The sequence below is a fragment of the Streptomyces sp. NPDC001450 genome (assembly GCF_053597295.1).
The window spans coordinates 33,518-45,251 of the sequence record NZ_JBSFHY010000059.1; the positions used below are offsets into that span (position 1 = coordinate 33,518).

Genomic DNA, 11,734 nt, shown 5'->3' on the forward strand with positions numbered 1-11,734 from the left:
TCAGGCCGCCTGGTGCGACTGCGGGGCCGCCGCGGCCCACTCCATCACGAGGCGCTGGTACTCCGCGCGCTGCTCGGTGGTCAGTGTCCCGCCCGACCGGCGCCACAGGGCCCTGATCTCCTCGTTGACCTCGTCGGCCGATCGCTCGGAGACGGCTTCAACAGTGGTGGACATGTTGTGAAGCATATGCCGGGCGACGTGAAGGTGCTGTGAGTAAGTACCCGTGATACGGGCATTTCAGACCGTGTTACTCATCACGTCAATGTGTCAAGTAGGCCCACGTCTTCCCCGCCACCGCGGTCAGCACCCGCACACTGCCGACGGTGAACGCGTGGGTGGTCGCCCGCTACACCCTGCCGGGCATCGTCGCGCACGAGTCCGCGCGGCAGGGCGGGGTCCGGCTGGAGATCCCCGACTTCGGGGACGCGCCGGACAACCGAGGCCGGTGGCCGGGCGCCTGGGCCGGCTCAGGTGCCCGGCTTGCGGCCGTAGACGAAGACGTCGTCGCCCGTCTTCAGCAGCGACCAGTACTTCTTGGCGTCCTTCGTGGTCATGTTGACGCAGCCGTGGGAGCCCGGCGGGTTCCACATGCTGAGGTTGACGGAGTGGAAGGCCTGGCCGCCGTCGAAGAACTGGCTGTAGGGCATCGGCACGTTGTAGATGTCCGAGACGTGGTCGATGTCCCGCCAGTAGATCTTCTTCAGACCGGTGCGGGTCTCGTACCCGTCACGTCCGGTGCGCACCGGCACGGGCCCGTAGACGAGCTTGTCGCCGTCCTGGATCCAGCTCAGCTGGAGCGAGAGGTTCACGCAGGCGATACGGCCCTTGTTCACCGGGCACTTGCCGTCCTTGTTCGGGTTGTTCCCGACGGCCTTCTGCTTGTTCATCAGGTCCATCACGCCCCAGGTGACCGGCCCGGCGTAGCCGATGGCGGGCGTGATGCCGTGCTTGTTCTGGAAGGCCTGGATGGCCCTGCAGTCGGCGGAGGACTGCTTTCCGTCGACCGGGCGGCCGAGGAACTTCTCCACCTGCTTCTGGTACGGCCCCGCCTGCGTGGTGCAGCTCGCGGCCTGGGCCGGTGCCGCGGTGAAGGCGAGCGCGAGCGGCGCCACCAGCCCGGTGACACCCAGCGCGACGACACCTCGTCTGCGTATGTCCCCCATATCTGCTTCTACCCCTTCTCCCCTTTGTTCCCAGGGCTTCCCCCGGGCGGTTCCCTTCGCGATTCCCGCGCTCTCGGCCTACTAGACCTGCCGCCTGGCCCGACGGTTGTAGTTCCGGCCACGCTGTGACGGAACGGTGAACTTGGCCGCCGCGCGGAGGCCGGGTCAGGCTGATTCGGGGCTCCCCGAGCATGCGCGCAAGAGCCCCACCGCCCGCGTCAGCGTCTCCTGCGTCGCCGTGAACGGCAGGCGCAGGTGCCGGGTGAGGGTGGTGCGGTCGGCGGCGAAGTGCGGGCCGGGGGTCACCGCGAGCCCGCGTGCGGCGGCCCGGGCCGCGAGGTCGGTGGCGTTCGTGCCCGCGCCGAGGCGCAGCCACAGGGTGAGGCCGCCGTCCGGGACGGTGTACGTCCATCCGGTCGCGGTGAGCAGGCCGGCGAGGTGGTCGCGCTGGGCGCGCAGGCGGTCGCGGCGGTCGGCGAGGAGGTCCGGGAGCGGCGCGCCGAGGAGTTCGGCGGCGATGAGCTGTTCCAGCGGGGGCGGGGAGAGCTGGGCCTGGAGCGGGCCGAGCCGCAGCTGTCGAACGAGGTCCGCGCTCGCCCTGATCCAGCCGACTCTGAGGCCGCTCCACAGGGTCTTGCTCGCCGAGCCGATCTGGATCACCCGGGATCCTGCGAGGTGGGGTTCGGTGCCGGGCGGTGTCCTCAGGTCCAGGTCGCGCATCGTCTCGTCGGCGAGGACGGTCAGCCCGTACCGGTCGGCGAGGGAGGCGATCGTACGGCGCTGCGCCGCGTCCATGTGGGCGCCGGTCGGATTGTGGAAGTCGGGCATCAGGTAGGCGAGTCGGGGACCGTGGCGGCGTACGGTGTCCGTGAGGCGGGCGGCGTCCCAGCCGTCGGGTGCCGTGACGGGGACGGCCAGCAGGCGGGTGCGGCGGGCGCGCAGGACGGCGAGGGCGCCGGGGTAGGTGGGGTTCTCCACGACGACGGGCGTCCGGCGGTCGGTGTGGAGGTGGTCGAGGAGCAGGGTCAGGGCGGCCTGGGCGCCCGCGGTGACGAGGATCTGCTCGGGGCGGGTGGCGAGGCCGGCGCGGGTGTAGCGGTCGGCGAGCAGCTCGCGCAGGCGGGGCAGGCCCACTCCGGTGACGCCGGAGTCGACGAGCAGGGCGGCGCTGCGTTCGGCGGCGCGGGCGAGGGCGGTGCGGAAGGCCTCGTGGGGTGCGGCGGTGACGGCGAGGGTGAGGTCGAGGTCGGCGTCGGGAGCGCCGCCCCGGTCCTGGGACCAGGGCGTGGTGCGCTCGGTGAGCCGGGCCGGCAGGCAAACGACGCTGCCGCTGCCGTGCCGGGTGGCGAGCCAGCCGTCGTCGCGCAGCAGGGTCAGCGCGGCCACGACCGTGCCGCGGCTGAGGTGCAGGGTGCGGGCGAGTTCCCGCTCCGAGGGCAGCCGGGAGCCGGCCGGCAGCCGCCCGTCGACGACCGCCTCGCGCACCGCCGTGGCGAGGGAGCCGGCGCGGGGGCCGGGCAGGGCACGCCAGTCACCGAGCGCGGCGACGAAACCTGTGTCCATTGGTCCAGTTTCGCTCAAGTGGACCAGTCGAACGGCTCGCGTCGGGCCTACGCTGCGGCTCATGCACCCCACACTCGCCGACGATCTCTCCCGGCTCCCCGAACTCCTGCAGTCCGCCCGCGACTTCGCCGCCGGTGAGGTGGCGGGCCTGGCCGAGCGGCCGGTCGCCGCGGCCGGGCGGCCGCCCGGGCGTGCGCCCCTCCCGGACGAGGGCGCGGGCGGCGCGGGCGCCCTCGCGCGGTTCGCCGGGCGGTGGGCGCCGGGCTTCTCCGGCTCGGCCGGGCCCCGCTACCTGGGCTTCGTCACCGGCGGCGCGACCCCCGCGTCGGTCGCCGGGGACTGGCTGACCTCCGCGTTCGACCAGAACGTCTCCGGGGCGGTCGGCTCCTGGGCGGCGGAGCTGGAGCGGGAGACGGTGGCATGGCTGCGCGAGCTGTTCGGGCTGGGCGAGGCGCACAGCGGGGCGTTCGTGACCGGGGCGACGGTGTCCAACACGGTCGGGCTGGCGATCGCCCGCGAGTGGCTCGGCGAGCGGCTCGGGGTGGACGTCTCCCGGGCGGGGGTCGCCGCGCTCGGCCCGGTCGACGTGCTCTCCGGCAGTCCGCACTCCAGCGTGGTGAAGGCCCTGTCGGTGCTGGGGATCGGCCGGGACCGGCTGCGGCGGGTGCCGCTGCTGCCGGGCGACCGGGAGGCCGTGGACGTGGCCGCGCTGGAGACGGCGCTGGCGGGGCTGGGCGGGCGGCCCGCGATCGTCGTCGCGAACGCGGGGACCGTGGACACCGTCGACTTCGACGACCTGCGGACGATCGCCGCGCTGAAGGAGCGCCACGACTTCTGGCTGCACGTGGACGCCGCGTTCGGCGGTTTCGCCGCCCTCTCCCCCGAGTACGCCGCCCTGGTCGACGGGCTGGACGCGGCCGACTCGGTCTGCGTGGACCTGCACAAGTGGCTCAACGTGCCCTATGACGCGGCCGTCCAGTTCACCCGCCGCCGCGACCTCCAGGTGGCGGTGTTCCACAACGCCTCGCCGTACCTGGGCCTGCCCACCGGCGAGCCCGACTTCCTGCACCTCACCCCGGAGAACTCCCGGCGGCTGCGCGCCCTGCCTGCCTGGTTCTCGCTGGTGGCCTACGGCCGGGCCGGGCACCGCGAGATCGTCGAGCGGAACGTGGCCCTCGCCCGCCGGCTGGGCGAGGGCGTCGACGGCCTGCCGGGCCTGCGCCTGCTGGCCCCGGTCCGGCTCAACGTCGTCTGCTTCACGCTCGCCGAGGAGGAGCCCACGCAGGAGCGGGTGGCCGCGCTGGCGCGGGCGGTCGCCGAGTCCGGGGAGGCGTTCCTGACGCCGACCGTGTACGGCGGGGTGCCCGCGCTGCGGGCCGCGTTCAGCAACTGGCGCACCACCGAGGCCGACACCCGCCGGGTCCTGGACGTGCTCGCGGCGGCTTCCGGCTGACGGCTCAGGGCTGCTCGAGGGCCGTACGGAACCCGGTCTGTACGGCGGTCAGGCCGCCGTCGACCACCAGCGTGGTGCCGGTGATCCAGGCGGCGTCGCGGGAGGCGAGGAAGGCGACCGCGGCCGCGACGTCCTCCGGTTCGCCGACCCGGCCGAGCGGGTACAGGCCGCGGACGGCGTCGAGTTCGCTGTCGCGCGCTTCCCAGGCGGAGGTGCGGACCGTGCCCGGCCTTGGCGACGCTGTAGGCGTGGTTGCCGAAGTCCTGCGGGCCGTTGACGGAGCCGACGCCGACGATGGCGCAGCGCGCAAAGGCGGCGAGGTGGGGCAGGGCGGCGCAGTTGACCAGAACGTCGAGCGAGCCGAAGGCGGCAACGGCGTGGGCGACGGCCGCCTCGACGGAGTTCCGGTCCGCCACGTCGCACGCCCAACGCCTCGCCGATCAGACCCGGTTGGCGCAGCGGCCGCGGTCCGCTCCGGGTCAGTGCCCGCGTTTGATCCACTCCTCCAGGTGGGGTGCCTCGTCGCCGATGGTGGTGGAGTCGCCGTGTCCGGTGAGGACCTTGGTCTCCGGCGGGAGTGTGAGGAGCCGGTCGCGGATGGACTCGATGATCGTCGGGAAGTGGGAGAACGAGCGTCCGGTGGCACCCGGGCCGCCCTTGAAGAGGGTGTCGCCGGTGAAGACGACGCCGAGCCCGGGGTCGTACAGGCAGACCGCGCCGAGGGCGTGGCCGGGGGTGTGCAGGACCGTCAGGTCGGCGCCGGCGGCCTCGATGACCTGGCCGTCGGCGAGGTGGCGGTCGGGGTCGCGGCCGGGGTGGGTGAGCCTCCACAGCGGCAGGTCGTCCGGGTGGAGCCAGATGGTGGCGCCGGTGAGGTCCGCGAGGGCGGGGGCCGCGTCGATGTGGTCGTTGTGGGCGTGGGTGCACAGGATCGCGGTGAGCCGGCGGTCGCCGACGGCGCGGGCGATGGCCTCGGCGTCGTGGGCGGCGTCGATGACGACCACCTCGTGATCGTCGCCGACGAGCCACACGTTGTTGTCGACGTCCCAGGTGCCGCCGTCGAGCGTGAACTGGCCGGAGGTGACGAGGCGTTCGATGCGGGCGGTCATCACAGCACCACCACCGAGCGCAGCACGTCGCCGTGGTGCATCCGCTCGAACGCCTTCTCCACCTCGTCGAGTTGGATGGTCTCGGTGACGAACGCGTCCAGCGGCAGGCGCCCCTGGAGGTGGAGGTCGATCAGCATGGGGAAGTCCCGGGAGGGCAGGCAGTCGCCGTACCAGCTGGACTTGAGCGCGCCGCCGCGCCCGAAGACGTCCAGCAGCGGCAGTTCGAGCTTCATCTCGGGGGTGGGGACGCCGACGAGGACGACGGTGCCGGCCAGGTCACGGGCGTAGAAGGCCTGCTTGTACGTCTCGGGCCGGCCGACCGCCTCGATGACGACGTCGGCGCCGAAGCCGCCGGTCAGCTCGCGGATGGCCTCGACCGGGTCGGTCTCCTTGGAGTTGACCGTGTGGGTGGCGCCCAGCGTGCGGGCCTTCTCCAGCTTGCGGTCGTCGATGTCCACGGCGATGATCCGGGCCGCGCCGGCGAGGTTCGACCCGGCGATGGCCGCGTCGCCGACGCCACCGCAGCCGATGACGGCGACCGAGTCGCCGCGGCCGACGCCTCCGGTGTTGATGGCGGCGCCGATGCCGGCCATCACCCCGCAGCCGAGCAGCCCGGCCACGGCCGGGGAGACGGCCGGGTCGACCTTGGTGCACTGTCCGGCCGCGACCAGCGTCTTCTCGGCGAAGGCTCCGATGCCGAGCGCCGGGGAGAGTTCCTGCCCGGTGGCGGCGAGGGTCATCCTCTGCTTCGCGTTGTGGGTGTTGAAGCAGTACCAAGGGCGGCCGCGCAGGCAGGCCCGGCAATTGCCGCACACGGCACGCCAGTTGAGGACGACGAAGTCACCGGGCGCCAGGTCGGTGACGCCCTCGCCGACCGACTCCACGACGCCGGCGGCCTCGTGGCCGAGCAGGAAGGGGAACTCGTCCGAGATTCCGCCCTGTTTGTAGTGCAGATCGGTGTGACAGACACCGCAGGCCTGGACGCGTACGACGGCTTCGCCGGGCCCCGGGTCCGGGACCACGATCGTCTCGACCCGTACGGGCTCGTCCTTCCCCGGTGCGATCACGCCGCGTACTTCCTGCGCCATGGCCTGGCCCCTTTTCCTCGATGTGCCTTCGGGGCCGACCCTACGCGCGAGGGCCCGGTAGCGGGCTGGACCACGACGACGACCGTGGATCTTTCGGCCGTCGTCCGGTGGTCCGGACGCACGGCGAAGAGGGCCGTCCGGGCGGGACGGCCCTCGGGTCCGTGGGCGGCTCAGGCCTCGACGGCGGGCAGCAGACCGGTCACGGGGGCGGCAAGGTCGGTGAGCTGGTGCAGCTCGTTCAGCCGCTGCAGTTCGCTGACCTGGTTCAACGGGCGGAGCTGGTCCGAGACTCGCGGGAGCTCGGTCCTGTGCTCTGCGGGGATGTCGCTGACGGCGAGCGAGTCCAGCGTGGTCATCGGGTTGATCTGCCCGGTGTTCGGTGCGCTCGCGTCGGCAGCGTTGGCCAGCGGCGCGGCGAGGCCCGTGACGCCGACGGCCAGACCGACGGCGGCGACGATACGTCGTGTTGAGATCATGCCCTCAGCAACGGCGGCGGGCCCCGCTCGGACACGGCCCCCGGTCGCCGCTCACCCGTCAGGCGGACCGCCTCGGCTGCGCTTGCCGTCGCCGCCGGGGCGGAGGAGTCTCGGAGGTGGGGCCCGTGCGGCCTGTTCCCGCCGGGCCATGGCGCCTTAAGGAGGTCACCATGGGAGCTGCGACAGGCTCCGCCTTCGACACCGAGACACTGCGCCGGGGCATAGAGGGGAACACTGGGAACACCCTGCTCGCCCTCTACGCGGACGACGCCGAGATCCGCATCATCGACCGCAACACCCAGCCCAGCCATCCCAAGGTCCTGCACGGTCGGCGCGACATAGCCGAGATGCTCGACGACGTCTACAGCCGTGACATGACGCACAAGCTGGACCAGTGCGTCATCCAGGGCGACCACGCCGCCTTCTCCGAGTCCTGCGAGTACGCGGACGGCACGCGTGTCCTCGCCGAGTCCATGGTCACCCTGCGTGACGGGAAGATCGCCGAACAGATCCTGATCCAGGCATGGGACGAGTAGGGAGGAAGGTCGCGAGGGTCCAGGTCACCTCCCGGCTGACCTGGACCTTCTCGGCCCGTGCAGCGTTGGGCCGGGCGCGTCCGCCCCGCTCTCGGCTGCCAGGACCAGTTTCCGCAGCAGGTCTGCGAGCGTCCGCTGCTCTGCTTCGGTCAGTGTTGCGAGCAGCGCACCCTCACCCGCGTCCTCCGCTGCCGCATGCGCCTCGAACGCGGCGTGCCCGGCCTCGGTGAGCCGTACCCGCACCCGCCGGCGGTCGCCGGTCTCGTGGGTACGGGTGATCAGCCCGGCCTCCTCGACGGCCCCGAGCCGCGCCGACAGCGCACCCCGGGTCAGGCCGAGCCGGCCGGCGAGCTGTGAGGGACTGGACTCGTACGGCGGTCCGGACCTGCGCAGCATCAACAGCACCTTGTACTGCCAGTACTTGAGGCCGTCGGAGTCCAGCACGTCCCGGCGGGCCTGGGCGGTGTGCCGGCCGAGGATCGCCAGCCGGGCGACGATCGCCTCCTTGACCGGGTCCAGCCAGTCCAGCTCGCGCGCCCAGACGGCCACGTGCCGGTCCACCGAGTCCTGCACTGTCTGCCTCCCGCAGTGGTTTTCTTGTGGATCATTTTTCGCGTAACTACCTTGCCCGGCATGACCTCTGCAGCGCACGCTTTCGTTGACATCGATGAACTACTCGACGCGGCACGTGAGTTGAGCGTGGCCGGTCGCTGGGAGCGGGCGGCGCGGCTGCTCGACGCGGCCGCCGCCGACGAGCCCGCCGCCCGCGCGCGGCTCACCCGGGCCGCTGCCGAAGTCGCCCTGGACCGTGACTGGTTCGCGGGGACCGACACCGCGGCCGAGCGGCTCGAGGCGGCGGAGAAGGAGTTCCCGGACGGCGACTGGGAAACCGGCTTCCTCCGGCTCAGGCACACCTACGGCCGGCTGCTCCTGGTCGACGGCACCCTGCGCATCGGCCCGGACGGCAAGGACCCCGAGGCGCTCACCGCCGTCCTCGACCGGGCGCGGGAGCTGCACGACAGCGCTCCGGACGAGGTGCGGCGGGGCTGGGCGGCGATGTACCGGGGGCTGATCACGGAGAACCACTTCGCCCAGCGGGCGGCCGCCGCCGGGCACTACACCGCCGCGCTCCGCGCCGGGGAGGCCGGCGCGGACGGTCTGCTGGCCCGTGAGGCGCTGCGGCATCTCGGCGACCACGACCACGACGCCGGTGACCGCGTGCGGGCCGGGGAGCGCTGGCGGCGGGCCACCGCGCTGGGCGCCCGGGCCGGCACGGTGCCCGGCACCCTCTCCCAGCAGTTGCTGCTGGCCGTGCTGGCCCGGGACGCGGGCGACGAGGCGGGCGCCGTCGCCCTGGCGGCGGAGATCGTGCGCTGGGCCGGGGCGATCGGCGCGGACCGGCTGGCCGCCCAGGCGGACGCCTTCCTCGCCGGGGCGGATCCCACGGCGCCCGGGTCCACGGACGCGCACTGAGCGCCGTCCGCGCTCTCGGCTAGGCTGTGGGCGGGCCGTGACTGGCGCTGAGGTGGAGTACCACCGGGGAGCGGTCCGTGGAGAATGCCGCGCGCCTGGGCGATGAAGGCCAACCAGCTCAGGAGTGCAGATGACACAGGCCCGGCTCATGGACGGCACCGCCCTCGCCCGACGCATCGTCGAGGAGACCGCGAAGAAGGCCGCCGATCTGACCGAACGGACGGGCAGCGCGCCCTGTCTGGCCACGGTGCTGGTCGGCGAGGACCCGGCGTCCGTCACCTACGTCCGCATGAAGCAGAACCGCTGCCGCAAGGCCGGCATCGAGTCCCGTCACGTGGCGCTGCCCGCCGCCACGACCACCGCCGAACTCGTCGGCACCCTGCGGGAGTTGTCGGCCGACCCGGCGGTGCACGGCATCCTGCTGCAGCACCCGGTGGGTGACCACATCGACGAGCGGGCCGCGTTCGAGGCGATCGCGCCGGAGAAGGACGTCGACGGCGTCACCTTCGCCTCGTTCGCCACGATGAGTTTCGGCCTGCCGGGCTTCGTCTCCTGCACGCCCGGCGGCATCATCCGGCTGCTCGACGAGTACGACGTCGACCCGGCCGGGAAGCGGGCCGTGGTGGTGGGCCGCAGCGCGATCCTCGGCAAGCCGGTGGGCATGCTGCTCCTGGCCCGCGACGCGACCGTGACGTACTGCCACTCGCGCACCCGGGACCTGTCCGCCGCGGTCCGTGAGGCGGACATCGTGGTCGCCGCCGTGGGCCGGCCGCGTCTCATCCGGGGCCAGGACATCAAGCCGGGCGCGGTCGTCGTCGACGCGGGCTACAACGCCGGGAACGTCGGTGACGTCGACTTCGACTCCGCCGTGGAGCGGGCCTCGCTGATCACGCCGGTGCCGGGCGGTGTCGGCCCGATGACGATCGCCACGCTGCTGGAGCAGACCGTGGCCGCCGCCGCCCGGCAGCTCGGGGTGTGATCAGCGCATCCAGGCGCGGTACTCCATGACGTCCCCGGCCTTCACCCGGTACTCGTGCTCGGCCCGGGTGAAGGTGGTCTCCATGCCGAGGACGGCGCCGGTGCGCGGCTCCAGGATCAGCATGCGGCGAACGCCCCCGGTGTCGTACACGTACGCATGGCCGGGGCGGCCCAGGCGGTCGGTCACCTCACCGGCCGGCCGCAGCCCCTTGGCCTCGGCGAACAGCCGGACGAGGGCCGCCGACTCGCGGGCACCCAGGGTCCAGTGGTCGAGCAGTTCCCCGACGGCGTCGAACAGTTCGGCGGTCCTCAGCGGGGCCGTGCTGCGGTCGATCCCGGGCCGGACGATCTCGGTGAGGTAGTCCCGCAGACGCGCCGCGGTGTGCGGCGGGGTCCCCTCGGGCGGGACATCGCTCCACATCGGCGGGTACGTGGTCCGGCTGATCACGTGGCCGTCCGCCACCTCGTGCGGGTTGTCACCCTCGTCGGTGAGGACCGGGCGACCCGGCCTGCGTGGGTCGGTCGCCACGACCAGTTCGGTGTGGCCTGCGTCCGCCCGCCAGCGCACCACCCGCTCCTCGGGGAGGGTGACGGGGTGCTTGCCGTCGCTCATGCCGAGGCTCCACGACTGCACGTGCGTGCCCTTGCGCAGGCCCGGTGAGCCGCCCGCCGCGGCCGCGTCGGCCAGGGCGACCATCTCCTTCAGGGCCACGGGCGTGGAGTGGAGGCGGACGGTCAGCGGGCGCGGCGCGGCGACGGCCCGCGGTGCGCTCGGACCGCCGAGCACGGCGTCGACGGCGACCACCAGGACGACGGTGGTGGCGGCGAGGCCCCAGACCAGCCGGGCGCGCGGGGTGCGACCGGGGAGCGCCGGGAGCAGCCGGACCCGGCGCCGCGGGGGGGCCTCGTGCAGCAGCCGCTCCAACCATCGCTCGGCGCGCTGGTCCAGCGGCCCGTCGCCGAAGTGGGGGCCGTCGGTCGGCACCGGGTTGGCGCGGCGGAGGAGTTCGAGTTCGTCAGCCATGTCGGTGGTCCTCGCAGAGGGTCGCGTCGGCGGGGGCGGGCAGGGCTGCCGCAGCGGGCCCCATCCGGTCGATCTCGGCTCTCAGCCGACGCCGGGCCCGGTGCAGTCGCATGACCGCCGCCCGTCTGCCGCAGCCCAGGGCCACCGCGATCTCGTCGGCGCCGAGTTCCTCCCATGCCGCGAGGCGCAGTATCTCCTGGTCCGCCGGGGAGAGCCGGGCCAGCGCCTCGTGCACCCAGGCGCCGGGGGCCTCCGCGTCGGGGCTGTCCACGATGTGCCGGCCGTGCGCCGCCTCGTCGTTGCCCAGCCGGTCCACCAGCCGGCGCCGCCGTCCGTAGCCGCGTACCGCGTTGGCCAGGCAGTTGCGTGCCACGCCGTACAGCCAGGGCAGCGGTGTCACGGGCAGGTCGGCCCGGCGGCGCCAGGCCACCGTGAACACCTCCGCCACCACTTCCTCCACCTCGTCGGCCCGCCCCTGAAGTCGCCTGGCGACATAGCGGCTGACCGCCCAGTAGTGCTCGCGATAGGCAGCGGCGAAGATCTCGTCGTTGCTCATATTCGGTTCGTGTCCGGCACCCCCCGGATCGTCACACCCTTCTTCCGTGATGCTCGTCGCGCCGTCCGAGTGTGACCCACGGGCCGGGCGCGGACACAGGCGGGGCGTGAAGAGGATCAGAGACTTCAGGGCCGTGCGGTGGCTGACGACCACCGATCACAAGACGATCGGAACGCTCTACTTGGTCACAGCGTTCGCGTTCTTCCTGATCGGTGGCGTCATGGCGCTGCTCATGCGCGCCGAGCTGGCCCGTCCGGGCCTGCAGATCATGTCGAACGAACAGTTCAACCAGGCGTTCACGATGCACGGCACCGT

At 73.0% G+C, this 11,734-nt stretch carries 14 protein-coding genes, 2 pseudogenes and 1 riboswitch; of the genes and pseudogenes, 6 read left to right on the forward strand and 10 right to left on the reverse strand.

The annotated features are described in order from the left end of the window. Positions 1-186: a hypothetical protein gene (locus ACWC5O_RS41075; protein ID WP_450582189.1), complete on the reverse strand. Its 186-nt coding sequence runs from the start codon at positions 184-186 to the stop codon at positions 1-3. Positions 187-293: 107 nt separating this feature from the next. Between ACWC5O_RS41075 and ACWC5O_RS41080 the strand changes: the two are divergent. After that, positions 294-434, forward strand: a pseudogene (locus ACWC5O_RS41080) (gfo/Idh/MocA family oxidoreductase); the annotation flags it as partial. A gap of 33 nt (positions 435-467) precedes the next feature. Here the strand turns inward: ACWC5O_RS41080 and ACWC5O_RS41085 are convergent. Together ACWC5O_RS41085 and ACWC5O_RS41090 are read right to left on the reverse strand one after the other, a co-directional pair. After that, a complete protein-coding gene (locus ACWC5O_RS41085) occupies positions 468-1,163 on the reverse strand; it encodes a L,D-transpeptidase family protein (RefSeq protein ID WP_450582190.1) in 696 nt (231 codons plus the stop codon). Between the two features lie 165 nt (positions 1,164-1,328). Continuing rightward, a complete protein-coding gene (locus ACWC5O_RS41090) occupies positions 1,329-2,726 on the reverse strand; it encodes an aminotransferase-like domain-containing protein (RefSeq protein WP_450582191.1) in 1,398 nt (465 codons plus the stop codon). A gap of 61 nt (positions 2,727-2,787) precedes the next feature. Between ACWC5O_RS41090 and ACWC5O_RS41095 the strand changes: the two genes are divergently transcribed. Then, complete coding sequence (locus ACWC5O_RS41095; RefSeq protein ID WP_450582193.1) at positions 2,788-4,179, forward strand: pyridoxal phosphate-dependent decarboxylase family protein; 1,392 nt, start codon at positions 2,788-2,790, stop codon at positions 4,177-4,179. 4 nt (positions 4,180-4,183) lie between these two features. On the opposite strand, the pseudogene ACWC5O_RS41100 reads toward ACWC5O_RS41095, so the two are convergent. The 4 genes and pseudogenes from ACWC5O_RS41100 to ACWC5O_RS41115 all read right to left on the reverse strand — a co-directional run. Then, positions 4,184-4,616 (reverse strand): annotated as a pseudogene (locus ACWC5O_RS41100) (SDR family NAD(P)-dependent oxidoreductase); the annotation flags it as partial. 42 nt (positions 4,617-4,658) lie between these two features. Beyond that, positions 4,659-5,288: an MBL fold metallo-hydrolase gene (locus ACWC5O_RS41105; protein WP_450582194.1), complete on the reverse strand. Its 630-nt coding sequence runs from the start codon at positions 5,286-5,288 to the stop codon at positions 4,659-4,661. Then, the gene (locus tag ACWC5O_RS41110) at positions 5,288-6,376 is read right to left on the reverse strand and encodes an S-(hydroxymethyl)mycothiol dehydrogenase (RefSeq protein ID WP_450582196.1); all 1,089 of its coding nucleotides are present in this window, start codon (positions 6,374-6,376) and stop codon (positions 5,288-5,290) included. The genes ACWC5O_RS41105 and ACWC5O_RS41110 overlap by 1 nt, the downstream gene beginning before the upstream one ends. Before the next feature lie 170 nt (positions 6,377-6,546). Beyond that, entirely contained in the window at positions 6,547-6,852 is a 306-nt protein-coding gene (locus tag ACWC5O_RS41115) for a hypothetical protein (RefSeq protein ID WP_450582198.1), read from the reverse strand. Between the two features lie 170 nt (positions 6,853-7,022). Here ACWC5O_RS41115 and ACWC5O_RS41120 point away from each other — a divergent pair, with 170 nt between their 5' ends. Further along, positions 7,023-7,388: a nuclear transport factor 2 family protein gene (locus ACWC5O_RS41120; protein WP_450582200.1), complete on the forward strand. Its 366-nt coding sequence runs from the start codon at positions 7,023-7,025 to the stop codon at positions 7,386-7,388. A gap of 24 nt (positions 7,389-7,412) precedes the next feature. Here the strand turns inward: ACWC5O_RS41120 and ACWC5O_RS41125 are convergent, their stop codons facing one another. Continuing rightward, positions 7,413-7,961 (reverse strand): MarR family winged helix-turn-helix transcriptional regulator, encoded by a 549-nt coding sequence (locus ACWC5O_RS41125; RefSeq protein ID WP_450582202.1) that lies wholly within the window; start codon positions 7,959-7,961, stop codon positions 7,413-7,415. Positions 7,962-8,021: 60 nt separating this feature from the next. Here ACWC5O_RS41125 and ACWC5O_RS41130 point away from each other — a divergent pair, with 60 nt between their 5' ends. Beyond that, entirely contained in the window at positions 8,022-8,861 is an 840-nt protein-coding gene (locus tag ACWC5O_RS41130; RefSeq protein ID WP_450582204.1) for a hypothetical protein, read from the forward strand. Positions 8,862-8,888: 27 nt separating this feature from the next. Next, positions 8,889-8,969: riboswitch (ZMP/ZTP riboswitch) on the forward strand. A 22-nt stretch (positions 8,970-8,991) separates the two neighbouring features. Next, on the forward strand, positions 8,992-9,840 hold the full coding sequence (locus ACWC5O_RS41135; protein ID WP_450582206.1) for a bifunctional 5,10-methylenetetrahydrofolate dehydrogenase/5,10-methenyltetrahydrofolate cyclohydrolase: 849 nt from the start codon (positions 8,992-8,994) through the stop codon (positions 9,838-9,840). Here the strand turns inward: ACWC5O_RS41135 and ACWC5O_RS41140 are convergent, their stop codons facing one another. Both ACWC5O_RS41140 and ACWC5O_RS41145 read right to left on the reverse strand, forming a co-directional pair. Continuing rightward, positions 9,841-10,863: a CU044_5270 family protein gene (locus ACWC5O_RS41140; protein ID WP_450582208.1), complete on the reverse strand. Its 1,023-nt coding sequence runs from the start codon at positions 10,861-10,863 to the stop codon at positions 9,841-9,843. Continuing rightward, positions 10,856-11,419, reverse strand: coding sequence for an RNA polymerase sigma factor (locus ACWC5O_RS41145; protein WP_450582210.1), 564 nt, complete (start codon positions 11,417-11,419; stop codon positions 10,856-10,858). Before ACWC5O_RS41145 ends, ACWC5O_RS41140 begins: the two co-directional genes overlap by 8 nt. 106 nt (positions 11,420-11,525) lie before the next feature. Here ACWC5O_RS41145 and ACWC5O_RS41150 point away from each other — a divergent pair. Continuing rightward, positions 11,526-11,734: cbb3-type cytochrome c oxidase subunit I (locus ACWC5O_RS41150; RefSeq protein WP_450781214.1), on the forward strand; the 209-nt coding region annotated here is incomplete at its 3' end.